The sequence below is a fragment of the Novosphingobium kalidii genome, assembly GCF_040534015.1.
Classification (GTDB): Bacteria; Pseudomonadota; Alphaproteobacteria; order Sphingomonadales; family Sphingomonadaceae; genus Novosphingobium; species Novosphingobium kalidii.
Window position 1 is genome coordinate 248,553 of record NZ_JBEWLY010000008.1, and the last position, 23,686, is coordinate 272,238.

24 protein-coding genes, 1 tRNA gene and 1 pseudogene are annotated in these 23,686 nt (G+C 61.4%); 16 read left to right on the forward strand and 10 right to left on the reverse strand.

Annotated features, from left to right (window positions below):
* Positions 1-27: 27 nt before the first annotated feature.
* The 4 genes from npdG to ABVV53_RS04375 are packed head-to-tail and all read left to right on the forward strand — an operon-like array spanning position 28 to position 3,117.
* The gene (npdG, locus tag ABVV53_RS04360; RefSeq protein ID WP_353983161.1) at positions 28-678 is read left to right on the forward strand and encodes an NADPH-dependent F420 reductase; all 651 of its coding nucleotides are present in this window, start codon (positions 28-30) and stop codon (positions 676-678) included.
* Positions 675-1,283 carry a 2-phospho-L-lactate guanylyltransferase gene (gene cofC / locus ABVV53_RS04365; protein ID WP_353983162.1) on the forward strand — a complete coding sequence of 203 codons (609 nt, stop codon included), beginning with the start codon at positions 675-677 and terminating at the stop codon, positions 1,281-1,283. Before npdG ends, cofC begins: the two co-directional genes overlap by 4 nt.
* Before the next feature lie 17 nt (positions 1,284-1,300).
* Positions 1,301-2,158, forward strand: coding sequence for an SDR family NAD(P)-dependent oxidoreductase (locus ABVV53_RS04370; protein ID WP_353983163.1), 858 nt, complete (start codon positions 1,301-1,303; stop codon positions 2,156-2,158).
* Between the two features lie 38 nt (positions 2,159-2,196).
* Positions 2,197-3,117: an LLM class F420-dependent oxidoreductase gene (locus ABVV53_RS04375; RefSeq protein WP_353983164.1), complete on the forward strand. Its 921-nt coding sequence runs from the start codon at positions 2,197-2,199 to the stop codon at positions 3,115-3,117.
* A gap of 92 nt (positions 3,118-3,209) precedes the next feature.
* Here the strand turns inward: ABVV53_RS04375 and thiE are convergent, their stop codons facing one another.
* Entirely contained in the window at positions 3,210-3,851 is a 642-nt protein-coding gene (thiE, locus tag ABVV53_RS04380; protein ID WP_353983165.1) for a thiamine phosphate synthase, read from the reverse strand.
* Positions 3,852-4,111: 260 nt separating this feature from the next.
* Here thiE and ABVV53_RS04385 point away from each other — a divergent pair, with 260 nt between their 5' ends.
* On the forward strand, positions 4,112-4,333 hold the full coding sequence (locus ABVV53_RS04385) for a hypothetical protein (RefSeq protein ID WP_353983166.1): 222 nt from the start codon (positions 4,112-4,114) through the stop codon (positions 4,331-4,333).
* Between the two features lie 72 nt (positions 4,334-4,405).
* Here the strand turns inward: ABVV53_RS04385 and tsf are convergent, their stop codons facing one another.
* Entirely contained in the window at positions 4,406-5,329 is a 924-nt protein-coding gene (tsf, locus tag ABVV53_RS04390; RefSeq protein WP_353983167.1) for a translation elongation factor Ts, read from the reverse strand.
* 94 nt (positions 5,330-5,423) lie between these two features.
* Positions 5,424-6,182, reverse strand: coding sequence for a 30S ribosomal protein S2 (gene rpsB, locus ABVV53_RS04395; protein WP_353983168.1), 759 nt, complete (start codon positions 6,180-6,182; stop codon positions 5,424-5,426).
* A gap of 362 nt (positions 6,183-6,544) precedes the next feature.
* Here rpsB and ABVV53_RS04400 point away from each other — a divergent pair, with 362 nt between their 5' ends.
* A complete protein-coding gene (locus tag ABVV53_RS04400) occupies positions 6,545-6,823 on the forward strand; it encodes a hypothetical protein (protein WP_353983169.1) in 279 nt (92 codons plus the stop codon).
* Between the two features lie 386 nt (positions 6,824-7,209).
* Here ABVV53_RS04400 and pssA read toward each other — a convergent pair whose 3' ends face one another.
* From pssA to ABVV53_RS04415, 3 genes are all read right to left on the reverse strand, one after another.
* Positions 7,210-8,043 (reverse strand): CDP-diacylglycerol--serine O-phosphatidyltransferase, encoded by an 834-nt coding sequence (pssA, locus tag ABVV53_RS04405; RefSeq protein ID WP_353983170.1) that lies wholly within the window; start codon positions 8,041-8,043, stop codon positions 7,210-7,212.
* A complete protein-coding gene (locus tag ABVV53_RS04410; RefSeq protein ID WP_353983171.1) occupies positions 8,040-8,789 on the reverse strand; it encodes a phosphatidylserine decarboxylase in 750 nt (249 codons plus the stop codon). The genes pssA and ABVV53_RS04410 overlap by 4 nt, the downstream gene beginning before the upstream one ends.
* 90 nt (positions 8,790-8,879) lie before the next feature.
* Positions 8,880-8,965, reverse strand: a tRNA-Tyr gene (locus ABVV53_RS04415).
* A gap of 153 nt (positions 8,966-9,118) precedes the next feature.
* On the opposite strand from ABVV53_RS04415, the gene ABVV53_RS04420 reads away from it, so the two are divergent.
* The 3 genes from ABVV53_RS04420 (at position 9,119) to ABVV53_RS04430 (ending at position 12,904) form a co-directional block, all read left to right on the forward strand.
* Entirely contained in the window at positions 9,119-9,919 is an 801-nt protein-coding gene (locus tag ABVV53_RS04420; protein ID WP_353983172.1) for a TrmH family RNA methyltransferase, read from the forward strand.
* 483 nt (positions 9,920-10,402) lie between these two features.
* Positions 10,403-12,208, forward strand: a complete 1,806-nt coding sequence (locus tag ABVV53_RS04425; RefSeq protein WP_353983173.1) for a hypothetical protein — start codon at positions 10,403-10,405, stop codon at positions 12,206-12,208.
* Positions 12,209-12,307: 99 nt separating this feature from the next.
* The gene (locus tag ABVV53_RS04430; RefSeq protein ID WP_353983174.1) at positions 12,308-12,904 is read left to right on the forward strand and encodes a response regulator transcription factor; all 597 of its coding nucleotides are present in this window, start codon (positions 12,308-12,310) and stop codon (positions 12,902-12,904) included.
* Between the two features lie 76 nt (positions 12,905-12,980).
* On the opposite strand, the gene secA is transcribed toward ABVV53_RS04430, so the two are convergent.
* From secA to ABVV53_RS04450, 4 genes are all read right to left on the reverse strand, one after another.
* A complete protein-coding gene (gene secA / locus ABVV53_RS04435; RefSeq protein WP_353983175.1) occupies positions 12,981-15,719 on the reverse strand; it encodes a preprotein translocase subunit SecA in 2,739 nt (912 codons plus the stop codon).
* A gap of 95 nt (positions 15,720-15,814) precedes the next feature.
* Positions 15,815-16,135, reverse strand: a complete 321-nt coding sequence (locus ABVV53_RS04440; RefSeq protein ID WP_353983176.1) for a hypothetical protein — start codon at positions 16,133-16,135, stop codon at positions 15,815-15,817.
* A 68-nt stretch (positions 16,136-16,203) separates the two neighbouring features.
* Positions 16,204-16,401: a hypothetical protein gene (locus tag ABVV53_RS04445; RefSeq protein WP_353983177.1), complete on the reverse strand. Its 198-nt coding sequence runs from the start codon at positions 16,399-16,401 to the stop codon at positions 16,204-16,206.
* 158 nt (positions 16,402-16,559) lie between these two features.
* The gene (locus ABVV53_RS04450; RefSeq protein ID WP_419956743.1) at positions 16,560-18,173 is read right to left on the reverse strand and encodes a phosphoenolpyruvate carboxykinase; all 1,614 of its coding nucleotides are present in this window, start codon (positions 18,171-18,173) and stop codon (positions 16,560-16,562) included.
* A 236-nt stretch (positions 18,174-18,409) separates the two neighbouring features.
* On the opposite strand from ABVV53_RS04450, the gene ABVV53_RS04455 reads away from it, so the two are divergent.
* The 7 genes and pseudogenes from ABVV53_RS04455 (at position 18,410) to ABVV53_RS04485 (ending at position 23,677) form a co-directional block, all read left to right on the forward strand.
* The gene (locus tag ABVV53_RS04455) at positions 18,410-19,162 is read left to right on the forward strand and encodes a response regulator transcription factor (protein ID WP_353983179.1); all 753 of its coding nucleotides are present in this window, start codon (positions 18,410-18,412) and stop codon (positions 19,160-19,162) included.
* Positions 19,155-20,720, forward strand: coding sequence for a sensor histidine kinase (locus tag ABVV53_RS04460; RefSeq protein WP_353983180.1), 1,566 nt, complete (start codon positions 19,155-19,157; stop codon positions 20,718-20,720). Before ABVV53_RS04455 ends, ABVV53_RS04460 begins: the two co-directional genes overlap by 8 nt.
* Positions 20,717-20,926: pseudogene (locus tag ABVV53_RS04465) on the forward strand (HPr kinase/phosphorylase); the annotation flags it as partial. The gene ABVV53_RS04460 and the pseudogene ABVV53_RS04465, both read left to right, overlap by 4 nt.
* Before the next feature lie 282 nt (positions 20,927-21,208).
* A complete protein-coding gene (gene rapZ / locus ABVV53_RS04470; protein WP_353983433.1) occupies positions 21,209-22,141 on the forward strand; it encodes an RNase adapter RapZ in 933 nt (310 codons plus the stop codon).
* 45 nt (positions 22,142-22,186) lie between these two features.
* Entirely contained in the window at positions 22,187-22,591 is a 405-nt protein-coding gene (locus tag ABVV53_RS04475; RefSeq protein ID WP_353983181.1) for a PTS sugar transporter subunit IIA, read from the forward strand.
* Entirely contained in the window at positions 22,588-22,866 is a 279-nt protein-coding gene (locus ABVV53_RS04480) for an HPr family phosphocarrier protein (protein WP_353983182.1), read from the forward strand. Before ABVV53_RS04475 ends, ABVV53_RS04480 begins: the two co-directional genes overlap by 4 nt.
* Positions 22,867-22,870: 4 nt before the next feature.
* Positions 22,871-23,677: a TrmH family RNA methyltransferase gene (locus ABVV53_RS04485; RefSeq protein WP_353983183.1), complete on the forward strand. Its 807-nt coding sequence runs from the start codon at positions 22,871-22,873 to the stop codon at positions 23,675-23,677.
* The last annotated feature ends 9 nt before the right edge of the window (positions 23,678-23,686 follow it).

Genomic DNA, 23,686 nt, shown 5'->3' on the forward strand with positions numbered 1-23,686 from the left:
TGCAATAACTTGGGAGTAGCACGACACATGGCATCCATAGCGGTGATCGGGGGAACCGGCGCACTCGGCAAAGGGATTGCTCGCAGACTTGTGAAGGCGGGTCATGAGGTCACGATCGGCTCTCGCTCGGCAGAGAAGGCGCAAGCAACCGCGCAAGAGCTGGGCGCCGCCGGCTACGCTGCCAATGCCGATGCCGCCGAAAGCAAGGACATCGTCATCGTCACTGTGCCGCACGCCTCGCAGGGCGACACCTTGGCGCAGATCAAGGATCGCGTGGGGAACGCCATTGTGGTCGATACGACAGTCCCGCTTGTGCCGCCAAAGGTCATGCGCGTGCAGCTCCCTTCAGAGGGAAGCTCCGCGCAGCAAGCCCAGGCTCATCTGGGGCCGGACGTGCGGCTTGTTACCGCCTTCCACAACGTTTCCGCACATCACCTCGATAGCGATCATGCCATCGATTGCGACGTCCTCGTGTTTTCCGATGATGTCGAGGCGCGCAAGACTATCGTCGAACTGTGCCCCGGCATGGGGCTTCGGGGCCTGGCAGGCGGTGCGCTTGCGAACTCGGCGGCGGCAGAGGCGCTGACTTCGATCCTTATCTACATGAACAAGACCTACAAGGCTGACGGCGCCGGGATTCGCTTTACCAATCTCAAGGACGCACCCGCGATCCCGTGACCGACAAAGCTCCGATCTGCTGGGCCCTCATTCCCGTCAAGGCACCCGGCGAAGGCAAGTCACGCCTCGCGGGTGTCCTCGATGCGCAGGCGCGCAGCAGATTGGTCGAGGCGATGCTCACGCAAGTCGTGGAAGCTGCGCGAGGCTCTCCCGCCATCGAGCGCGTCTGCCTCGTGAGCGACCCCACACGTCGGAACGGCGATGGGGCAACGGTGATTCAAGACGCTGGCGGTGGCCTCAACCCTGCCCTTGAGGCAGCCGTAATGGCCCTGCCGGCACCCGCACCAGACCGAATCCTGATCGTTGCAGCCGACCTGCCAGACCTCAGCTCACCAGAACTCACGATGATGGCCAGGGTAGCGTCGAACGTCATTGCGATTGCTCCCGACCGGCACGGCGCGGGCACCAACGCCCTGTCCCTTCCATTCGCGATCGCCCCAGAGTTCCGCTTCCATTTCGGCACCGGCAGCTACGCTGCTCACCGCGCCGAGGCACTGCGGTTTGGATACACCGTTGAGACGATGCTCAGCGAAGGGCTGGAGAAAGATATAGACGAACCCGCCGACTTGGCGGATGCAAGGAGCAACTTCCAAGAAGCGTTCTAGAAGAGCCGGGGAGAAAGATGGATACAACCGACATAAGTCTTGCTGGAACGGCGGCTTTCGTGACGGGAGGCGGTGGCGGCATCGGTCGATCCGCAGCCTTGTGTCTTGCCGATATGGGCGCCGACGTTGCTGTCGTGGATGCCATCCCCGAACGGTGCGAGCAGATGGTCGGCGAGATCGAGAAGCGCGGCCGCAAGGCGGTCGCCCTGCCCGTCAATGTCATGGACGTGGGTGCGCTCCAAGACGCGGTGAAGGCCGCAGCAGACACCTTCGGCCGGTTGGACGTTCTCGTGAACAACGCTGGCGGCGTCACGCGGCGCAGCTTTCTTGACCTTCAGGAGAAGAATTGGCGCCGCCATATCGATCTCAACCTCGTCAGCAATCTCGCAGCGACGCAGGCGGCGGCTCCGGTCATGATCGAGGGAGGCCGGGGCGGCTCAATCATCAATGTGAGCAGCATCGAAGGCTCGCGCGCCGCGCCTGGGTACGCGGTATATGCCGCATGCAAGGCTGGCGTCGATAACCTCACGCGCAGCCTGGCGCTGGAGTTCTCGGAACACGGCATCCGGGTGAACGCCATCGCGCCCGACTACACGCGCACTCCCGGTACCAGCGGGCAGTTCACTGGTCCCGTGGATGAAAGCAAATGGCACCAGCCCACGCCCGAACAAAGGGAAGTAATCCGCCGTCGCATCCCACTGGGTCGGGCTGGTCTGGAAGAGGAGTGCGGCCGTGTGGTGGTTTTCCTAGCCTCACCGATGGCCAGCTATGTCACCGGTACGATCATCCCCGTTGACGGCGGCGCCTGGGCATCCAGCGGCTGGGTGCGATCGAGCACCAACGACTGGATCCTGCCACCAGAATCGGCGGACTAACGCTGCCATGAAAGACCTATACTTCAGGACGTTGCACCATGACCTTCACTCTTAGTACCACCTTCCCTTTCGACCACATTCAACATCCCGACGAGTTCATCTCGATGGAAGCCGTCCACGAATGCGCGAAGGCGGTCGAGCAAGCCGGCTTCGCCGCGGGCACCGTCACCGATCATCCGGTGCCGTCGTCGCGCTGGCTGGACAGCGGCGGGCACTACGCGCAAGATCCGTTCGTCATGCTTTCAATGGTCGGGGCCGTAACGACCAAGCTGAAGCTGCAAACCAACATCCTGGTTTTGCCTTACCGCAACCCGTTCATCACGGCGCGGATGGTCTCTTCCTTGGACCGGTTCACCAGCGGCCGTACAATCCTCGGCCTCGGGGCAGGCTACCTCAAGGCTGAGTACAAGGCGCTTGGCGTCGAATTTGACAACCGCAACGACCTTATGGACGAATACATCCAGGCCATGCAGCTCGCTTGGACCGGCGAGGACTTCGAGTTCGAGGGCAGTGGTTACAAAGCACCCGGAAATCGCATGTTGCCCACTCCGGTGCAGACGCCGCACCCACCACTGCTGATTGGCGGAAATTCCAAGCGGGCACTACGCCGCGCGGTAGAGCTCGGCGACGCGTGGCACCCATTCTTCGTTCCAAAGATGGTGACCGACACGGCCCGCACGGTCAATCTGTCCGACGATCAGGACATCCTGGATGCCATCGCCTACATGGCGGACCACTGCGGGAAAGTTGGTCGCGAGACGCCGCCCAAGGTTATCGCTTCCTCCACCTTCACGCTCAAGGATGACTGGAACGCTCAGGAAGCGTTGGACCACTACGCGCACCTGAAGTCGCTCGGCGTAGATGGTTCTGGCGCGAGCATCTCCACCGAGAGCCGCAGCGAATACTGCGAACATGCTCTTCGCTTCGGGGAGGAAGTGATCGCGAAACTTGCTTTCTGAATCGGCCGAGTCGCTCGCTGTTGGCAACAAGCCGGCTAGAGCAAGCCCTCAACCCAGCTGGCTTGGTCAACCCAGGGGCGGTCCAAGGGGAATCATCCGCGAACCGCAGTGATGGCCTGATCGAAGGCGCGCACTGCGGCAGCCTCGTCGCCATTCCATACTGCACCGCTCACTGCCAGGAAGTCCGCCCCAGCCCGGACGAGCGGAGCACAATTTCCCGCCGTGATTCCCCCGATGGCGACGCAAGGGATCTCGAAGATAGACTGCCACCAAGTGAGCACGTCCACCTCCGGGCGGTGCTTCACATCTTTCGTCGTGGTAGGGAAGAACGCGCCGAATGCGACGTAGTCCGCACCCGCCTCACCGGCCTCCATCGCGAGATGCCGGCTGTCGTGGCAAGTGATGCCGATCTGGGCGTCTCTACCCAGTACCCTTCGCGCCTCGGCGGGATCGCCGTCTTCCTGGCCCAAGTGAACACCATCCGCCCCGAGCCGCTTGGCGAGGCTAATCGAGTCGTTCACAATGAACGCCACCTCCCGATCGGCACAGATTGTCTGCAGCGGCTCTGCGAGGCGGACGGCCTCGTGCTGGTCCACCTCCTTCACGCGAAATTGGAATGCGGCAACCGGCCCTGCGTCCAATGCGCGGGCGAGACGCTCAGGAAAATCGCCGCCGACATCCAGCGGCGAGATCAGGTAAAGCCGGCACTCTGGCGGTAGGGTATCTTCAAACATGTCTGTGCTCTAGCCGCCCTCCAGCCCGCCGCCAAGCGTTCGGCCTGCATTCAGCGGGGCAGTATTCTATGGGTGCAATGAAGCTGCTCCTCGCGTTGTGTCCTTTACTTACGCTCGCCGGTTGCGCGGCCTGGCCCTCCTCAGCTTCGGCTCCGCCGTACCGGAACGACGGTCTGAGCCGAGCCACCATTGGCCAGACTATGTATGTGGGCGGGCCCAAGCTCACGCCGCTGTCCGTTCTTGAAGACAGCCGCTGTCCTATGAACGCACGCTGCGTATGGGCGGGGCGCGTCCGCATTCGCGCCCAGATCGATTTGGGATCGGGGCGTCAAACGCGGGAGATCACGCAGGGTGCGCCGTTCCAGATCGCCGATGGCAGTCTCGAACTAGTGGAAGTTCAACCTGACAAACCCGCCACGAATGAAGATCCGGTTAGACCAGCGGATTACCGCTTCGGGTTTCGCTTTCTGGGCGCCCTCTAGAAAAGGCAACGGGCCGGGCAGCTCAAACTGCCCGACCCGTCCTAATTGTGTTTGCAGATGCGTAGGGCTGGATCAGCCCTGTACCGCCGCTGCAACTTCAGCCGCGAAATCGCTGACTTGCTTCTCGATGCCCTCACCAAGCTGGAAGCGCACGAAGTCCTTAAGGACGATCTTGCTTCCTGCTTCCTTGCCGGCCTGGTCCACGACCTGCTGGATCGGCGTCTTGTTGTCCATCACGAACAGCTGGCTGAGGAGAGCATTCTCCTTGGCATACTTGGCAATCGCGCCGTCGACCATCTTGGCCTGCACTGCCTCAGGCTTGCCGCTCTCGGCCGCCTTCTCGGCTGCGACTTTACGCTCGCGCTCGATCAGTTCGGGATCGAGATCCTCGGCATTCAGGGCGAGCGGAAAGGCAGCGGCGATGTGCATCGCAATCTGCTTGCCCAGGGCTTCCAGCGTTTCGGCCGAGGCTTCCGACTCCAGAGCGACCAGAACGCCGATCTTGCCGAGATTCGGCGCGGCTGCGTTATGCATGTATGGCACGACGAGACCCTGCGAGACCGTCACCGTCTTCATGCGGCGGATCTGCTGGTTCTCACCGATCGTCGCAACATTGTTCGTGAGCGCGTCGGCCACTGTGCCGCCGGTCGGATAGGCCGCAGCCTTAAGTGCCTCCACGTCGTCACCTGCAACGCCAAGCGCCGCTTCCGTGGTGTTACGCACGAAATCCTGGAACTGCTCGTTCTTCGCAACGAAGTCCGTCTCCGAGTTCACTTCGACGGCAACGCCCTTGGTACCGGTAACGGCAACGCCCACAAGACCTTCAGCGGCCGTACGGCTCGACTTCTTGGCAGCAGCCGCAAGGCCGCGGGCACGCAGCGCGTCGACGGCGGCTTCAAAGTCGCCGCCGGTCTCGTCCAGTGCCTTCTTGCAATCCATCATGCCAGCGCCGGTGCGCTCGCGCAGGTTCTTCACGTCAGCGGCGGTGTAAGCCATCGCTCAAATTCCTCTTGCTTGAATGGGCAGGCGCGCCGGATCCACTGGACCCGGCGCGCGACATTTCGATGACGAAGTGTCGTTTACGTCGGGCTCAAGCCCCGGCGGTCGCTTCCTCAGCGACGGGTTCGTCCATGGCGCCGATGTCGACACCCGAATCAACTACGCCTTCGCGATGCCCCTTCGTGGCCGCACGTGCGACCGCGTCGCAGTACAGGCGCACGGCGCGGCTGGCGTCGTCGTTCGCGGGGATCGGGAAAGCGATGCCTTGCGGATTCACGTTGGTGTCGAGCACCGCCACGACCGGGATGCCAAGCACGTTGGCTTCCTTGATCGCCAGATCTTCCTTGTTGGCATCGATCACGAACATCACGTCCGGGATCCCGCCCATGTCGCGGATGCCGCCGAGTGAGAGCTCAAGCTTGTCACGCTCGCGGGTGAGCTGAAGGATTTCCTTCTTGGTCAGACCGTGAGTATCGCCCGAGAGCTGCTCTTCCAGCGACTTCAGACGCTTGATCGAGCCCGAGATCGTCTTCCAGTTGGTGAGCATGCCGCCCAGCCAGCGGTGATTGACGAAGTGCTGACCGCAAGCCCGCGCGGCCTGAGCGATCGGCTCCTGCGCCTGGCGCTTGGTGCCCACGAACAGCACCTTGCCGCCAGCCTGCACGGTCGACGAAATGAAGTCGAGCGCACGCGCGAAAAGCGGCACGGTCTGCGACAGGTCGATAATGTGGATGCCATTGCGGGCGCCGAAAATGTACGGCTTCATCCGCGGGTTCCAACGGTGGGTCTGGTGCCCGAAGTGAGCGCCGGCCTCAATCAATTGCTGCATGGTGACGACAGGGGCCGCCATAATCATTTCCTTTCCGGTTGTACCTCTGGGAAGCTGGAACCGTGCGGTAGACCCGCTGCGGCACCGGTATGTGCTGCTTCCCATGTGGAGTTGCCGCGATTGAGTCCCGGATGAGAACAAAGCCCGCGGCGCGGTGCACCTAACGTCTAATCCCATCGAAAGCCAGCCCCAATTCGCCGCAAGATTCCCCCATTCGGGCGCAAGACGTGAAATTATAGAGGATAACCAGGAACTTAGGGAGTTGACTAGGTGTTCCCTAGGGTACCGGCTACAACCGAATGTCTAAATGTCCAAGCGCTCAACGCAGGGCATTTACTAAGGTGCAGTCGAGCGGATGCGGGCTCAGGCTCCTGGAGACACTAATGACCGCCGTTCTGTCCACCCTCTTTATTCTCGTTGGCCTCGGGTCCATCGCCCTTATCAGGATTGCCTTGGTATCCAACCTGTCTGCCGTGGCAGACTTACGTCACCGAGCCCGGCAGCCGGAGTATGGGACCGAGGTCACTGTCAACTTCCGCAATGACTTCGGTGAGTTGGAGCCCGTTGGTTCCATGCGTCGTCGGCGCCCTGCTCGGCACCTCTCCCCGAAGCCCGTGACGCACCGTCTTCACCAGTTCGTCAAGGCTCGCAGCGCGGCGTAAGCCGTAGTTGAGGGCAGGCGAACCCTGCCCTCGTCGCTGCGTGTTAACGCTCGCCTGCTCTATTCAACAAAAGCGTTTGACAACCGGAACAAAGAGTGAACATATCAACATCAGAACAATTCTAGAACGATTGCGCTGCATCCACAAGTTGTCCACAGCTTGTCCAGCGCGTCGCTCACAAGGCGTACCAGGAGGTCAAGCGATGTTCGCCAATATCTGCGCCACTCTTTTCATTCTGGCTGCCGTGGGCGCTGGGGCAGTGATGATCAATGCGTGGCGGACCTACGGGCGCGACGTGCTCGTGCTGCTCGCAAACAAAGCGGGCGACGATCCCGAGCGGTATGTTGTCTGGCGGATTATGAAGACGGGCGCACCCGTGCCTGACTTTAGGGCGCTGTGTCCGGAGATGCAGCTTCAGTGGAGCGGCTCGCAAGCGCCTGCCCTGGAGCCGTGCCGCCTCGCCGCTTGACGCGCAAATATTTGAAAAGGCCGTAAGGAACCAACGCCAAGTAGATGATGGTCACTCCCGCCAAGGTCCACCAAGGCTCGATCAGCAAGGCGGCCATAGTAATCCCGATCAGCGCAAGAAGGCCGATCCGCAAGCTCGTAGGCGGGCGAACTCTCGACCAGCTGAGAGTCGGCAGATTCGAGATCATCAGGAACGCGATGAGCAGCATCCAGACGCTCACTGCGACCGCATTGGTAAACTCCGCCTGTCCGCTCGCTATCCACAAGTAGATCGGCAAGAAGGCAAGCCCGGCTCCTACTGGCGCCGGGACCCCGGTCAGGAAGCCAGCTTGCTTGTGTGGCTGATCGGCAAGGTCGATCCGAGCGTTGAATCGGGCAAGGCGCAGAACGCAGCAGATCGCGAAAGCGAGTGCAGCTATCCAGCCGAAGCTTGGCAAGTCGCGCAAGGCCCACAGGTAGACGATAAGCGCCGGCGCAACGCCGAACGAGATAGAATCGGCCAGACTGTCGAGTTCAGCGCCAAACCGCGACTGGGCTTTCAACAGGCGAGCGGCACGACCGTCGATCCCATCCAGCAGGCCAGCAAGGATTACAGCCTGCACCGACTTCTCGAAATCACCGGCGATTGCGAAGCGGATGCCGGTCAGCCCCGAGCACAAAGCAGCGGCAGTGATCGCGTTAGGCACCAGCGCGCGTAAACTTAAACTCCGCGCGAGACGTCGCTCGGCCCTGCGATCTTCAGGCAGGCTCATTGTGCAATCCCCTCGATCAACCGCTTCTCGCCCAGTTCAGCCAACACGCTCTCGCCGGCCACGACCTTTTGCCCCAACACGACACGCGGTTCTGTGTCGTGTGGAAGATAAACATCGACGCGGCTTCCGAAGCGGATCAGCCCGATGCGTTGCCCGCTGGCGATGATGTCACCCGGCTTGACGAACGGCACGATCCGACGAGCGACAAGACCCGCGATTTGCGTGAAGCACAGGATGAGGCCGTCGGGACGTTCGATCATCACGTGCTGCCGTTCGTTCTCCTCGCTGGCCTTGTCGAGGTCCGCATTAAGAAACCGACCGGGGATATAGATCACCCGGCGCACCGTCCCACCGATCGGAGCGCGATTGATGTGAACGTCGAACGCGCTCATGAAAATCGACACGCGCGTGACTGGCTCGGGGCTAAGTGGCTTCGTCCCGCTGCCGTCATCCAACGTCAGTTCACGCGGAGGCGGAACTTTCTGAATCAGCGTGACGAGACCGTCAGCTGGAGAAACAATGCTGCGCTCGTCTTGCGGGACAACACGGTCCGGATCCCGAAAGAACGCGAGCACTCCGGCAGTAAGGAAGGCAAGCAGCCATGCCAGCCAAGACCAGCCAATAATAATCGTCAGCAGGCACAAAGCGCCCGCGATGGCACCGAACTTGCGCCCCTCTGGGTGGATCGGCGGCCAGCGCCATGACGCTTCACCGCGTCCTTGATTATCGAAAATTTCGCCAGGCATCGGGCCCATCTAGGCTCTGCGGCTCCCCACCGCAACGTGGGCCAACCGGAAATGCGAGCGGGACGCTCCCGTTGCCGCGGAAAAGAAGGGTGGTGGACAGGGCTGGATTCGAACCAGCGTACGCTTGCACGGGCAGATTTACAGTCTGCTGCCTTTAACCACTCGGCCACCTGTCCACACCGTTTCCACGGGTGGCGGGGAGACCCCGCCGATTGCGACCCGTAAGAGCCGCGCTGCCGAGAGGTGGCGCTCATGGCGAAGCGAGCCTTGCCTGTCAATGGGGTGACTGGCAGGGAGCTGCACAATCGAACGTTCAAAAGGAATAAAAGATGGCAAAAGGCGATGCCCACAATGGCAATAGCCGGGCTCTGCGCGGCCGTGCGGGCAGGATGAAGAACGGGCGCGGGTCGGGGCGGGCTTCCACCGGTATGGTGCGATTGTGGGGCCGGCACGCAGTGGAAGCAGCGCTCATGAATCCGGAACGGCGTCACTCGAAGCTCTGGGCGACCCGCGAAGGCGTCGAATCACTTGCGGGAGACTTGCCCAGCGACTTCGCGGTCGAATGGGCTCAAGCGGCAGATTTGGCACGGCTGGTGGTGCGAGACGCTCCACACCAGGGGCTGGTGCTGGAATGCGAGCCTTTGGAAGACGTATATCTTTCAGACGTTCTGGTTGCCGAGGCGGAACGACCGGTTCTGATCCTCGATCAAGTGACCGACCCTCATAACGTCGGCGCGCTCATGCGCACGGCCGCTGCGTTCAATGCCGCGGCCGTCGTTACCCAGGATCGCCATGCTCCTCCCGAATCGGGGACGCTCGCCAAGTCTGCATCCGGGGCACTAGAGATTGTGCCCTGGGTTCGCGTCGTGAACCTGGCTCGAGCTCTGGATGAGATCGCGGAGGCTGGATACTGGCGCATTGGTCTTGCAGGAGAAGCGGAGATGACGCTGGCAGAGGCGCTTCCTGCCGGCCCCGTGGCGCTTGTTCTTGGAGCCGAGGGAGATGGTATGCGCCATAACATCACACAGCATTGCGACGCGCTGGCACGCCTCCCGATCAGCGACGCCATGGAAAGCCTCAATGTCAGCAATGCGGGAGCCGTAGCGCTCTACGCGGTAGCGTCTCGATAGATCGGTTCGCAACGATATCAGTCTGTGCCCGACAACCCGGCGGCGACGAGCGCCTCGACTGCAAATCGCCGTCGGCCATGCCCGGGTACAACATACCGATCCGCGTAATCAGCAGCGGATCGGTATGCGGCCTTGATGTTGCGCGCTGTTCAGCCTGTACTTAGCCAAAAAATGCACCTGCATCGTTAATAATTGGCCGCGCTGCTGCCGATTTTGGCGCGCGGTCGAGAACCTCACTTCCCGTGATACCCACGCTCCGCGTCGGGCTCGCAGAAGAGCTGCGGCAAGTGTAGCCTAACGTGCTTAACAGATTCAGATTTCCTCCCTGATTTACCGGATTTCTGCCTGAGGCTCCGGTTAGTCGAAGCCCTTGCATACCGCCCGAGCCGGCACTGCCGACACCTCAACAATGATCTCGAGAGCAGCTGCGATGCAGGCCACTGCACGCGATGCGCGACTTTCGAGCAAAAAACGGGCGCGAAGATGAAAGTTGCTGTTAAGTCGAAGTCGATGATCATGCTGTTGCCACTCCTGGCTGCCTGCTCAGGTGGGGACGGACAAAGCACTACTGCCATACCGCCGGTCGCAGCGGCGAGCGCTGCGGAGCTAGACACCGCCGTCAGCGCCCAGAGTGTCGCGCAACCGACAACCGCCAACCAAAGCGTCACGGATTTCGACGTTTGGGCGCAGAGATTGATGTCGGACCGGATCAGCCCGATCGTAGCCGCTGCACAGGATCTTTCTCACAGTTGGGTCGGAGCGGACGGTAAGGTCGCCAACGCAGTCGTGCGGGTGCCGCGCACTGCGGGCAAGCCAACCATCTCCGTGTCCCCGCCTGCAGCGGGCGGAGACGCTACCCCAGTGTTTCAAGCAGCGCTCAGCCAGCTCAAGAAGGCGGGCGGCGGGATCCTCAAGGTCGCACCGGGAGAGTACCACTTCCAGTCGGCCAATACGGCGCAACCGACATCCGGCCATATTCTGGTACAGAATATGAGTGATGTCGACATACAAGCCGCTGACACCGTCTTCCTGTTCGAGCAAAGAGTGGACGGCATCGGCATTCGCGACAGCCGGCGCGTGCGAATCTCGGGAGCCCAGATGCGCGATGCCGGTGTCCTCTCCGGAACCGGTCGCATGCGCTCAATAAATGGAGCGATGACGCTCGTTCTGGATGAACCTCTTCCAGCCGGCACCACGATCAATTGGATCAGGCCGATGAACGAGGACAGTCACACCTGGCCGCAAACGCAGACCCGCGCGATCATAGACCCCGCCACCGCGCAGCCCGTCCGCATCAACGACCGCACCTTCTCGTCGCCTACTTTCAAGCCGTTCAAGGACGGCCAGTACGTGGGTGTGAAGTTCACGTACTACGGCACGCGCATGGTCTACGTGCGCGACAGCTTCACCGGCACCAACGAAGATATTGTGCTTGATGGCCTGCGCATCGGATCTACCGGCGGCATGGGCATTGTCGCCAAGACGCGAGGGCGCGGGCTTGCAATCCAGAACTCCTCGATCGCCGCGGATCCGGGGCGCCCTTACAGCACCAACTACGATGGCGTTCACGTCGTCGCCAGCGCTGGGGATATCCTCATCCGCAACAACGCCTTCGCGCATACCGGCGACGATCAGATCAATCTGCGTTCAATCATCCATCGCGTGACGGTGCTCGGCACTGACCGAGCGACGCTCACGAACGATGCCAGGCTGATCCGCGTGGGTGATGAAGTGGCATTCTTCAACAAGGAGGGCGAGTACCTGGGGCGGCGCTTTGTCGCCTCGGCACCACCGATCGGCCACACAGACACAATCACCTTCGGCTTCAAGCCTGGCGAGCCCTTTACTGAAGCCGCTTTTGCGAGAGTGCTCACGATGACACCGCGCCGCTTCGCTATCGTCTCCAACAGGTTGGAAGACAGCATCGGACGAGGCATGCTGGTCCAGATCCCGAACGGATTGATCCAGAACAACACCATTCGCCGCCTTCCCCGGACCGCCATCCGATTGCTGACCAGCTTTGATCCATGGCTGGAAGGCGCAGGCGCAATCAACGTGCGCATCACCGGCAACTCCATTGAGAGCGGCGGTGCCGAGCTTGGCTTCAGCTATGCCACAGGCATCATCATGGCACAGGCGGAAGTCGCCTCGGCTAGGATTGCCGGCAACATGCACAATGGTCCCCTCCTGATCGATGGAAACCGCTTCGAAGCCCCCCGCGCCCCATGCGTGGTAGTCTACAGCACCAAAGGCTTTGCAGAGCAGGGGAACGTTTGCGGCGGCAGCTGAACAGGATGTGCCAGCCGCTGCAGGGTGGCTGGCACTACTTTGTGGCAGGCGAAAGATGCACATCTTCCCACCAGACGTGATCTTGACTAACGTCTACTCATGTCTCCACGTTCAATGATCGAGCACAGCCCGATAGCCGCGGTCGTCAGCGATCCCAACATGCCGGATAACCCAATCATCGAGTGCAATGCGCCGTTCCTCGAAATAACCGGTTATGACCGAGAAGAAGTGATCGGCCGCAACTGCCGCTTCCTCGCGGGCCCGGAAACAGAGCCGTGGCTGCAAGACAAGATGAGAGAGGGCATACACGGCCAGAAGCCGGTTCTCGTCGAGATCCTGAACTACCGCAAGAACGGCACGTGCTTTCGCAACGCGCTGATGATTGTGCCCCTGTTTGATGAGGGGGGCCAATTGCAGTACTTCCTGGGCTCGCAAGTTGAAGTCCCCAAAGGGGGCGGGCACCTGAACGGATCGAACGAGGGACTGTCCTCATCGAAGGACAAAGTGGCATCGCTTACGCCGCGCCAGCGAGAGATTCTGATCCAAATGGCGGACGGCAAGCTCAACAAGCAGATCGCGTTCGATCTGGGCCTGAGCGAACGTACGGTGAAAATGCATCGCGCATCGCTATTCCGAGCGTTGGGCGTAAAGACCAGCGCAGACGCGATCCGCGTCGCCGTAGAGGCGGGACACTAAAGGCTGCACCTCCGCTCCTGTTGCCATCGCTCCGGCGAGCGGCCCCGTGCGATGCGAGGGGCCGCCTTTTTTTGCCTCAGCTCAACGCACCGTGGCAGTGTTTGTATTTGTTGCCCGAGCCGCAAGGGCATGGCGCGTTACGACTGATCTGCATATTGGCATAAGGATTCTCACCCGAAGCACCCGGCCCCACCGCGGCTTCCGGACTGCCAGCCAGCGCGCCGAACAGAGCGGCTTGCGCCGCCGACCCATCGCCATCGGCCGAGTTGTCGAAGCCGGTCAATGGGTCGATGTGCCCGGTAAGAAAGTCAGGCAGGTCCGGCAGGCCGACCGGCTCCGGCATGCGCAATTCACTGATCGAAAGAATGCGCGTCACGTCCTCGCGAATAGTCTCGAGCATGCGTTCGAACAGACCGAAAGCTTCCTGCTTGTATTCATTAATCGGCGTTTTCTGCGCATAAGCGCGCAGGAACACCACTTGGCGCAGGGCATCGAGGGTGGCCAGATGCTCCTTCCAGTAGTGATCGATACGATCGAGAAGGATGCTTTTTTCAACCTGACGCCACACGGCTGGCTCGTCCCGGCCCATCTTCTCGTTCATGTGAGAGTCGGCCAGTTCAGTTACCCGCTCCTCGATGGTCTCGGGCTCCACGCCATCTTCTTCTATCCACGCTTCGAGCGGTATCTCGATACCGAGCACGTCGCGAGCACGCTCCTTCAGTTCCTCTACTTTCCAGTGCTCTGGATAGGAACCGGGAGGGCATGCATCGGCTACGATGGCATTGATCGTGTCGTGACGCATGTCGACGACAATGTCGTCCACCGCTTCGGCATCCATGATGTCGGACCGCTGCTCGTAGATGACCTTCCGTTGATCGTTCATCACGTCATCGTATTCGACGACCTGCTTGCGCACCTCATAATTGCGCGCTTCAACCTTCTTTTGCGCGGTCTCGATCGCCTTCGACAGCCACTTGGACCCGATTGCCTCGCCATCAGCGAGATTCGAATTCATCATTTTTGAGAAGAGCGTATCCGGCCCGAAGATGCGCAGCAGATCATCTTCCAAACACAGATAGAACTTCGAAAGGCCCGGATCTCCCTGTCGGCCTGAACGGCCACGCAACTGATTGTCGATGCGGCGGCTTTCATGCCGCTCCGTACCGATCACGCACAAACCACCCGCGGCCAGCACACGAGCCTTCTCCTCGGCAACCTCAGCCTTGATACGGTCCAGTGCCGCGTCGCGCTCTGGGCCTTCGGGCATGTCGCGCAATTCGTCATCAGCGCGAAACTCGACATTGCCACCAAGCTGGATGTCGGTACCGCGCCCCGCCATGTTCGTGGCAATAGTGACGGCGTTCAGCCGCCCCGCCTGCGCGACGATATGTGCTTCCATCTCGTGGAAGCGCGCATTCAGGACGTTGTGTTGCACGCCTTCCTTCTTGAGGAAGTCAGACAATAGCTCGGACTTTTCGATGGAGACGGTACCAACCAGCACAGGCTGACCCGTCTCATATTTCTCGCGGATCAGCTTGGCGATCGCAGCAAACTTGTCGAGCGTGTTCTTGTAGAACTCGTCTTCCTCGTCGATGCGCTTGATCGTCACGTTGGTCGGGATCGTTACCACGTTCATCTTGTAGATGTCGTAGAACTCGGCCGCTTCGGTTGCCGCCGTGCCGGTCATGCCCGAAAGCTTCGGGTACATGCGGAAATAGTTCTGGAACGTGATCGAAGCCATCGTCTGGTTCTCGGGCTCGATCTGGACGCCCTCCTTGGCCTCGACCGCCTGGTGCAGGCCGTTCGACCAGCGACGGCCGTCCATCATGCGACCCGTGAACTCGTCGATGATGACGACTTTGCCGTCCTTCACTATGTAGTCGGTGTCGCGCTTGAACATGACCACGGCCTTCAGCGCCTGATCAAGGTGGTGGACCACCAGCGTGTTCTCGATGTCGTAGAGGTTTGATCCTTCGAGCAGCCCGGCAGCTTCGAGAATGCGCTCGGCCTTCTCCACACCATCCTCGGTCAGGACAACGCTCTTGCCCTTCTCGTCCGTCTCGTAGTCGTCGGGCGAAAGCTGCTTCACGATCGCGTCGACCTGGATGTAAAGCTCGGACTTGTCGTCCGTCGGCCCGGAAATGATGAGCGGAGTGCGCGCTTCGTCGATGAGGATCGAATCGACTTCATCGACGATCGCGTAGTTGAAGGCGCGCTGCACCATCTGGCTGCGCTCGTGCTTCATGTTGTCGCGGAGGTAGTCGAAGCCGAACTCATTGTTCGTGCCGTACGTGATGTCGGCAGCGTAGGCTTCGCGGCGCTGATACTCGTTAAGATTTGGCACGATTACGCCGACGCTCAGGCCCAGGAACTGGTGCAGCTGCCCCATCCACTCGGCGTCCCGGCGAGCCAGGTAGTCGTTCACTGTGACAACGTGGACGCCCTTCCCTTCCAACGCATTTAAGTAGGTTGCGAGAGTAGCGACCAGCGTCTTGCCCTCGCCCGTGCGCATCTCAGCGATCTCGCCGCGATGCAGGACGATACCGCCAATCATCTGCACGTCGAAATGGCGCATGCCGAGCACGCGCTTCGCCGCCTCGCGCACCGTTGCGAACGCCTCGGGCAGAATGTCATCCAGCGTGCTGCCTGCAGAGAGCTGCTGGCGGAACTTGGTGGTCTGTGCGGCGAGTTCGTCGTCGCCCATCGCCTCAAGCGCGGGCTCGTACGAGGCGATCTGACGAACGACCTTGTCGAGCGACTTCACATAGCGCTCATTGGAGGAGCCGAAGAGTGACTTGACGATGGTCCCTAGCATGGCGGGATTCCTGTATATGAAATGGTGGCGCAGGAAGTGCGCGGTTGCACCCGCAACGCGGGCAGCGTCAGCGTGATTCTAGGATCGCGGCCGCGCTACTCGCGAGCGCGGTCGACGCCGATCCTTACGCTGGATGTGCGGCAGAGCGGCGCCCGGTCGCTACCGCCTGCGCTCGCCACGAGTCGTGCGTGCCGGCGACCCGGTTCTGGCAGTTGAGCAAGTTCCACCGGAGCGGCGGGCGGACGAGCAACCAAGCAGACTGCGACCGTCACCGCAGCGGCTTCCGTAGCGGAGGCACGCGCCTGTGCCGGCGCGATCTGCGCCGCAAGGCCCGTCAGCAGAGCCAGCAAGGTCAGGAATAGGCGGTTCGCCATCGCCGCTGAGATAGGCGGGGTGTGCGCGAGTGTCCACTGCATGCGACGACTTCGATGACGACTGGTGCTATCGATCATTGGGAATTCGCTCAACGCCGCCCTTGTCGGCGTTATTGAATCGGGACGCCTTGCGCCAAAGTGGTGCCGCTGCGGGTAGGAACTGTCCAGATCGCAACGTTGAGCGCCATCACGGCCGCCAGCGCGAGCATTAGCCAGGCCTGAGTGCGCACCCCCCGCCGCAGAAGCACAACGCCTCCGGCCACAAGTGCAAACGTCGTGAGGACCAGAAGCGAAAGCGCAATTGCCATGAGCGGATCATAGCGGCCAGCGCGAGATGAAGCGAGCCTGTAGAAAGCGGACTTGTTTTCAAGCCTCGCAAGAGCGTCCAGCGGAAACGACGAACGCCGCAGCGGAAAACCACTGCGGCGTCGGTTTTGGCTTGAGCCGCGCGAAGCGCAGCTCAGGATCAAGCGGCGACTGGTGCTGCCTTGCGGACGCCCTCGTCGACGTGATCTTCGAACTGCTCGAAGTTCTCGATGAACTGCTTGACCAAGACCTGCGCGGTTTTGTCGTACTCGGCGGGGTCCGCCCAAGCACCACGAGGGTCGAGCAGCTTGCTGTCCACGCCGGGAACCGCGACCGGGACTTCAAAGCCGAAGTTCGGATCTTCCTTGAACTGGGCGTCGTTGAGGCTGCCGTCGAGCGCAGCGTTGAGCAAAGCGCGAGTCGCCTTGATCGGCATGCGCTTGATGCCTTCCATGGTGGCCTTGCCGCCGGACCAGCCGGTGTTGACCAGCCAGCACTTCACGCCGCCCTTGGCGATCCGCTCCTTGAGGAGGTTGCCGTAGACCGAGGGATGACGCGGCATGAACGGCGCGCCAAAGCAGGTCGAGAAAGTCGCTTCGGGTTCGGTAACGCCGATCTCGGTGCCAGCAACGCGGGCAGTGTAGCCGGAAAGGAAGTGGTACATCGCCTGGTCAGGCGTGAGGCGCGCGATCGGAGGCAGCACGCCATAGGCATCGGCGGTCAGGAAGATCAGGTTCGCGGGCACTGGTCCGAGGTTCTTTTCCGAGCTGTTCGGAATGAAGTCGATCGGATAGGAACCGCGGCTGTTCTCGGCCAGCGAGTTGTCTTCAAGGTCGATCTGGCGCGTGACCGGATCGATCACAACGTTCTCGAGAACAGTGCCGAAACGCTTAGTGGTTGCGAAGATTTCAGGCTCGGCCTCGGCCGAAAGCCGGATCATTTTGGCGTAGCAGCCACCTTCGAAGTTGAACACGGCAGTATCCGACCAGCCATGCTCGTCGTCGCCGATCAGCGTGCGGCTAGCGTCAGCCGAGAGCGTAGTCTTGCCCGTGCCCGAAAGGCCGAAGAACACCGCGGTTTTGCCGTCCTGGCCAATGTTGGCCGAGCAGTGCATCGGCATCACGCCCTTAACAGGCAGCAGGTAGTTCAGGATCCCGAAGACGCTCTTCTTCATCTCGCCAGCGTACGCGGTGCCCCCGATGAGGATGAGCTTTTCGGTGAAATTAACGGCGATCACCGTCTCGCTGCGGCTGCCGTGACGCTCAGGATCAGCGCGGAAGCTGGGAAGATCGATGATCGTGTACTCGGGCGTGAAACCGCTCAACTCGTCCGCATTCGGACGTACAAGCAGCGTGCGAATGAACAGGTTGTGCCAAGCGAACTCGTTGATGACACGAACATTCACGCGGTGCTCGGGCTGTGAACCGCCGAACAGATCCGCGACATAGAGCTTGTCCTTCCGCCCGAGCGCGTTGAGGAAGTCCTCTTTAAGGGCGGCGAAGTGTTCAGGCGTCATGGGCACGTTGGTCTTGCCCCACCACACCGTGTCCTCGGTCTCGGCATCCTTGACGATGAACTTGTCCTTGGCCGAACGTCCCGTGTGCTTGCCGGTCGCGACGACGAATGGACCACCCGCTGCCAGCATGCCCTCACCATTGGCGATCGCGTGCTCGACAAGCGGCGCGGTACCGAAATTGGCGAAGATTGTGGCTTCGGTCGTTATGCCCTGGCGGTCGAGAGGATAGCTGAGGGAAGCGGTCAAGGTCGTCTCCATATAAGTGGCGCTCTGGCGCAGCGCCAAGGCAGTCATTCTGCAAGAGAATCACGGGGCGCGATAATCGGCCTCTCGACTCTCGTCAAACCACCACGCGCTCGGTTGCCCGGATTCGCCTTAATCAACCTAGATAATACCTCTATCGGCACCAGTGCTGCACGAACTTGCGCACGTTGTCAGTACGTCGGCAAGAGTTTACCCCTGCATCTTCTGGCCCTCTTCCCCGCATGGCATTGATGAACGCCCCGTCTCGAACCGCTACCGATCCATACGAGCCGCGGCAACAATCCGTGGCGCTGGTGGATGACGACCGCAACATTCTCACCGCGGTGTCCATCGGTTTGCAGGCAGAGGGCTTCGCGACGCGGGTCTATACCGACGGAGAGACCGCCCTCAAGGCGCTGATAGAGAATCCGCCCGATCTCGCCATCTTCGACATCAAGATGCCTCGTATGGACGGCTTGGAACTGCTGCAGGCTCTGCGCGCACACTCCGCGCTGCCGGTCATCTTTCTCACCTCCAAGGATGAGGAACCTGATGAGGCGCTGGGCCTGGCGATGGGCGCGGACGACTACATCACCAAGCCTTTTAGCCAACGCCTTCTTGTGGCGCGCATTCGCGCAATCCTGCGGCGCAGCGAGTTTGCCCGCAGCCAGACGGGGGATGCAGCGCCGCACGAAACGCCCGAGACGATCGCGCGGGGGCGGCTTGAGCTGGACCCTGCCCGCCACCAGGTCACTTGGGCGGGACAGCCCGTTTCGCTGACCGTAACTGAATTCCTGATTCTAGAAGCTCTCGCGGCGCGCCCCGGTGTCGTCAAAAGCCGCAATCAGCTTTTGGACGCTGCCTACAGCGAGGACGTGTTCGTAGACGATCGTACCATCGACAGCCATATCAAGCGTCTCCGGCGCAAGTTCAGAGCCGTCGACCCGGACTTTGGCGCAATCGAGACGCTTTACGGCGCCGGTTACTCGTTCGCCGATGCCTGACCTCTTGCATAGCCTTACCGCGCGCATAGGATGGCCCTGGCGCGTCTCGCTGACGACACGCATCCTGGCAGTCAACGTGATTGCGTTCGCATTGCTGGCGGGCAGCCTGTTCTACATAGACAGTTACCGCCGGGAGCTCTTTGCAGAGCGTTTTCGCCTCGCTCGGGCCGAGGCTGAGATGACGGCCGCGGCCCTTACATACCTTGACCCGACGGAGCAGAAGCGACTGCTCGCCAAGATCGGAACCACACAGCAACTGCGGCTGCGCCTCTATGACGGCAAAGGTGACTTGGTTGCCGATAGCTTCGCGCTGGCGAGCCCCTCCTATGCCTTCGTAGACCCTCAACACGAGCCGCTGTTGGACAAGGCTGCCCGCTTCATCGACCGCGCGATGGATTTTGTTCTCGGCACTCAGCCGATCCCCGGCTACCAAGACCCGCAGCAGCCGGGTGCCAGCAACTGGCCGGAGATCGCCGCAGCGCTCGGGACCGGCAACACAGTCACCCGGCGCCGATCCGCGCCAGATCGCACTCCTGTCATAACGGCAGCCACGCCGGTGGGCGACAAAGGTGGCGCACTGCTCTCTACGCGTAACGCTCGCGACATCACCCAGTACGTTCGCGAGGCGCGCCAGACTCTCGCGATCATCGTCGGAGGCGCCCTGGGTATATCAATACTGCTCTCGCTGTTCCTGGCGCGCACCATTGTCGATCCGCTACGCAAGCTGGTCCGCGCAGCTGTGCGCGTAAGGCTTGGCCGGGACCGCAAAGTTATCGTTCCGCGGCTGCCGGAGCGTGGTGATGAGATCGGGCTCCTGGCCCGTGCGATATCTGACATGACCGCGGCCCTGCGCGAGCGGATCGACGCGGTGGGCAGCTTCGCAGCCGATGTCGCGCATGAGCTGAAGAATCCGCTCGCCTCGCTGCGCAACGCGCTTGAGAACCTGGAGCGCGTCAGCGATGCACAGTTGCGGAGCCAATTGCTGGCGATCGCCAGCGATGACGTGCGGCGTATTGACTTCCTGATCACCGAAATTGCCGATGTGAGCCGGATCGATGCGGAACTCAGCCGCACGACGTTCGAGCCAGTCGACATGCTACGCCTCGTGCTGGCTCTTGTCGCCGAGCGAGACACGCGCGGGGCCAACGACACCTGCCGAGTCGTCGTTTCTCGCGTGGGCGACAGCAACATGGTCGTTCCCGGCGACGCCGCACGCCTCGAACGTGTACTGCACAACCTGCTTGACAATGCGGTTTCATTCTCTGAGGCGGGCGGCGCAATCGAGATAGAGCTTTCTCAGTCGAACGACCGCATCCTGGTGGCAGTCTCCGACCACGGCCCCGGGATTCCCGAAGAAGCCCGCACCAAGGTTTTCGAGCGGTTCCACTCACTGCGCCCCTCCGGGGAAGCCTTCAAACGCCATAGCGGTCTCGGCCTCGCGATCGCTCGCACCGTGGTCGAGGCTCACTTCGGGCGTCTTGCAGCCACTGGTCGCATTGATAGCCGGCCCGGTGCGCGAATCGAACTCGTGCTTCCTATGTGGCGCGATCCTTCATGAAACCGCACGTCGCTACATGCGTCGCGATCGATGGTCGGGCTATTCTCATTGAAGGGCCGCCCGCCTCGGGCAAGTCAGCGCTCGCTCTCGCTCTGATGGATCGCGGTGCCCGCCTGATCGGCGACGATGGCGTCCTTCTCGAACTGTTCGATGAACGTCTTCTCGCCCGCCCGCACCCGCGCACACGCGGGCTGCTGGAAGTGCGAAATCTTGGGCTGGCACCATTCGAGGCGTGCGATGCGGCACCAGTGGCTCTCGTGATCAAGCTGGATCCGGCTGCTCCCCGGTTCATCGATTCTCCCACGCCAACAGAACGCCTCGGTGTGTCCGTGCCTCTTGTAGCGATCTGGCCGGAACCCCACCCCCCTGCCCTCAAGGTGGAACAAGCCTTGCGGCTCTACGGCTTACCGCCTGAAAATCGCGCCGCATCGGGACGAGGACGATACCGGAGTTCCATTTTACAGCGCAAAAGCGCAAAGCAGCGCCTCATGGAGTCTGATTCTTCTTCCGAAAACCGCCAACGGCTGATGCTGGTGACCGGCATGCTGGGAGCGGGCAAGACAACGGCTCTGCGCGTGCTGGAAGACCTGGGCTGGGAAATCGTCGACAACTTTCCCGTTCGTCTGCTCGATCGCCTCATGGACACTCCGCAGGCCGCGCCTCGCGAACTGCGTGGACCGCTGGCCATCGGGTTCGATTCGAGAACACGCGGCTTCGATCCGGAAAGTATCATTCGCAAAGTGAAGGATCTCGGCGAAAGGCCGGATCTGGAGGTGACCACGCTGTTCCTGGACTGCGCGAGCCATGAGTTGGAGCGTCGTTACAACGAAACCCGGCGGCGGCACCCCCTTGCCGGCGATACGCCGGTTTCGACAGGCATTCGGGCGGAGCGCGAGCTACTTGCCCCGCTGCGTCGCTGGGCCGACATCCTGATCGATACAAGCGAGTTCACGGCCAACGACCTGCAACGCGCCATGCGTGATCGCTTCGCCAACGAAGATGCGCAGCAACTGACGCTCACCGTCTCCAGCTTTGGCTTTGCACGTGGCATGCCGCCTGTCGCGGATCTCGTGTTCGACATGCGCTTTCTCAACAACCCGCACTGGGACCCTGAGCTTCGCCCCCTGACCGGAGAGGATCTGTCGGTCGGCGAGTATGTTCGTAAAGACCCTGCCTTCGCCGAGGCGTTCGAGCGGATACGCGACCTGCTCTTGCTGTTGCTCCCGCGCTACAGGGAGCAGGGAAAAGCATATGTTCATGTGGCATTTGGCTGCACAGGCGGGCGGCACCGCTCTGTCTTCACGGCGCGACAAATGGCAGCAGCCTTGCGTGAGCACGGATTTTCCCCCACATTGCTGCATCGCAACCTGGGCGCACGTGCCGCCGATCTTCTGGAAGGAAGCCCGCGGCGTGAAGAATAGCAATTCCCCGGTGCGTTCGCAGCAGATTCGGAGCGCAAATCCCACATGATCGGCATGATCCTCGTCACCCATGGCGATCTGGCTGTCGAGTTCGTCAAAGCGATGGAGCACGTCGTCGGCGCGCAGCCGGGCGTCGCCACTGTCTGCATCGGCCCGAACGACGACATGGAAGAACGCCGGCATGAAATTGCCAGCGCGATCCACGATGTGAACGCAGGCGAAGGCGTCGTCGTATTGACCGATCTGTTCGGAGGAACGCCTTCCAACCTTGCGATCTCCCTTATGGAAGCGGGCAAGGTCGAAGTGATCGCCGGCATAAACCTGCCGATGCTGATCCGCCTTGCAAAAGCGCGCCGCTGCATGTCTGTGCGCGATGCGGCCTGTGCCGCACGTGATGCGGGACGCAACTACATAACCGTGGCCTCCGAATACCTGGGGCAGGACGCATGATTGCCTGCCGCGAATCCGTGACGATCGTTAACCAGCGGGGCCTGCACGCGCGCGCCAGCGCGAAATTCGTTAATTTTGTCGGCGAGTTGCCGCCTACCTGCGTGGTCCAGGTCAGCAAGGACGGGGTGGACGCCGCCGGCGGCTCGATCTTAAGCCTGATGATGCTCGGCGCCGCCAAGGGCGACACAATCGAGATTGCCGTGTCCGGCGATGGCGCCGAAGCGGCGCTGGAGCAGCTTGTGAAGCTCGTCCGGGACGGCTTCGGCGAGGATTAAGGCCTTGGCTCCGCGCCGTACGATAAATGGTTTTTCAAACCCGACAGTCAAGTTCCTGCGATCGCTGCGGGACAAGAAGCACCGTCGCCGTGAACGAAAGTTCCTCGCCGAGGGGCTTCGCCTGCTGACGGATGCACGCGAGAGCGACGTCTTGCCCGAGATCCTGGTCATGTCAAGCGGACGGGCGCCGCACCCCCTGCTTGCAGAGCTTGAGGATGCCGTCGCTGCCGCAGGAGGCGAGATTCTGGAGATGGACGAGGATATCCTCGCCAAAGTCACAGGAAAGGAAAACCCGCAGGCCGTCGCTGGCGTGTTCGCCGAATTCGACACCCGACTGGCGAGGATCGATAGAAGCACTTCGCCGATCTGGCTGGTTGCACAGGCGCTGCGCGATCCCGGCAATCTCGGCACCATGCTGCGTACCGGCGATGCGGTGGGCGCCGGCGGACTGATCCTGATCGACGACTGCGCCGACCCTTTTTCCGTCGAAGCCGTGCGCGCGAGCATGGGCGCCATTTTCACGCAGCGCCTGGCTAGCGCTCGCTGGGAAGAGTTCATCGAGTGGCTGCGCGAAGGTCCGGGACAACTCGTCGCCGCTTCGCTCCGGGATCCAACCGACTATCGGATGGCGCCGTACCAGGCGCCTTGCTTTCTGCTCGTCGGCAACGAATCACAAGGCTTACCAGACACTTACGAGGCACAGTGCGATTTGCGCGTGACAATACCGATGCGCGGCCGGGCCGACAGCTTGAACGCCGCCGTAGCTGGGGCAGTGTTGGCCTATGAGGCGCTAGCACGCTTGAGCGACTGACGATCCGCT

What these genes read in the sequence shown, in the direction of transcription:
- ABVV53_RS04410 (WP_353983171.1), bottom strand. Translation starts at nt 8,789, where the DNA reads ATGCCTGGCGAAATTTTCGATAATCAAGGACGCGGTGAAGCGTCATGG.
- secA (WP_353983175.1), bottom strand. Translation starts at nt 15,719, where the DNA reads ATGCTAGGGACCATCGTCAAGTCACTCTTCGGCTCCTCCAATGAGCGC.
- ABVV53_RS04430 (WP_353983174.1), top strand. Translation starts at nt 12,308, where the DNA reads ATGTCTCCACGTTCAATGATCGAGCACAGCCCGATAGCCGCGGTCGTC.
- ABVV53_RS04375 (WP_353983164.1), top strand. Translation starts at nt 2,197, where the DNA reads ATGACCTTCACTCTTAGTACCACCTTCCCTTTCGACCACATTCAACAT.
- npdG (WP_353983161.1), top strand. Translation starts at nt 28, where the DNA reads ATGGCATCCATAGCGGTGATCGGGGGAACCGGCGCACTCGGCAAAGGG.
- ABVV53_RS04450 (WP_419956743.1), bottom strand. Translation starts at nt 18,173, where the DNA reads ATGGAGACGACCTTGACCGCTTCCCTCAGCTATCCTCTCGACCGCCAG.
- ABVV53_RS04400 (WP_353983169.1), top strand. Translation starts at nt 6,545, where the DNA reads ATGACCGCCGTTCTGTCCACCCTCTTTATTCTCGTTGGCCTCGGGTCC.
- pssA (WP_353983170.1), bottom strand. Translation starts at nt 8,043, where the DNA reads ATGAGCCTGCCTGAAGATCGCAGGGCCGAGCGACGTCTCGCGCGGAGT.
- ABVV53_RS04425 (WP_353983173.1), top strand. Translation starts at nt 10,403, where the DNA reads ATGAAAGTTGCTGTTAAGTCGAAGTCGATGATCATGCTGTTGCCACTC.
- rpsB (WP_353983168.1), bottom strand. Translation starts at nt 6,182, where the DNA reads ATGGCGGCCCCTGTCGTCACCATGCAGCAATTGATTGAGGCCGGCGCT.
- ABVV53_RS04440 (WP_353983176.1), bottom strand. Translation starts at nt 16,135, where the DNA reads ATGCAGTGGACACTCGCGCACACCCCGCCTATCTCAGCGGCGATGGCG.
- ABVV53_RS04480 (WP_353983182.1), top strand. Translation starts at nt 22,588, where the DNA reads ATGATTGCCTGCCGCGAATCCGTGACGATCGTTAACCAGCGGGGCCTG.
- ABVV53_RS04370 (WP_353983163.1), top strand. Translation starts at nt 1,301, where the DNA reads ATGGATACAACCGACATAAGTCTTGCTGGAACGGCGGCTTTCGTGACG.
- ABVV53_RS04420 (WP_353983172.1), top strand. Translation starts at nt 9,119, where the DNA reads ATGGCAAAAGGCGATGCCCACAATGGCAATAGCCGGGCTCTGCGCGGC.
- ABVV53_RS04460 (WP_353983180.1), top strand. Translation starts at nt 19,155, where the DNA reads ATGCCTGACCTCTTGCATAGCCTTACCGCGCGCATAGGATGGCCCTGG.
- ABVV53_RS04475 (WP_353983181.1), top strand. Translation starts at nt 22,187, where the DNA reads ATGATCGGCATGATCCTCGTCACCCATGGCGATCTGGCTGTCGAGTTC.
- thiE (WP_353983165.1), bottom strand. Translation starts at nt 3,851, where the DNA reads ATGTTTGAAGATACCCTACCGCCAGAGTGCCGGCTTTACCTGATCTCG.
- rapZ (WP_353983433.1), top strand. Translation starts at nt 21,209, where the DNA reads ATGGAGTCTGATTCTTCTTCCGAAAACCGCCAACGGCTGATGCTGGTG.
- ABVV53_RS04445 (WP_353983177.1), bottom strand. Translation starts at nt 16,401, where the DNA reads ATGGCAATTGCGCTTTCGCTTCTGGTCCTCACGACGTTTGCACTTGTG.
- ABVV53_RS04455 (WP_353983179.1), top strand. Translation starts at nt 18,410, where the DNA reads ATGAACGCCCCGTCTCGAACCGCTACCGATCCATACGAGCCGCGGCAA.
- ABVV53_RS04385 (WP_353983166.1), top strand. Translation starts at nt 4,112, where the DNA reads ATGAACGCACGCTGCGTATGGGCGGGGCGCGTCCGCATTCGCGCCCAG.
- tsf (WP_353983167.1), bottom strand. Translation starts at nt 5,329, where the DNA reads ATGGCTTACACCGCCGCTGACGTGAAGAACCTGCGCGAGCGCACCGGC.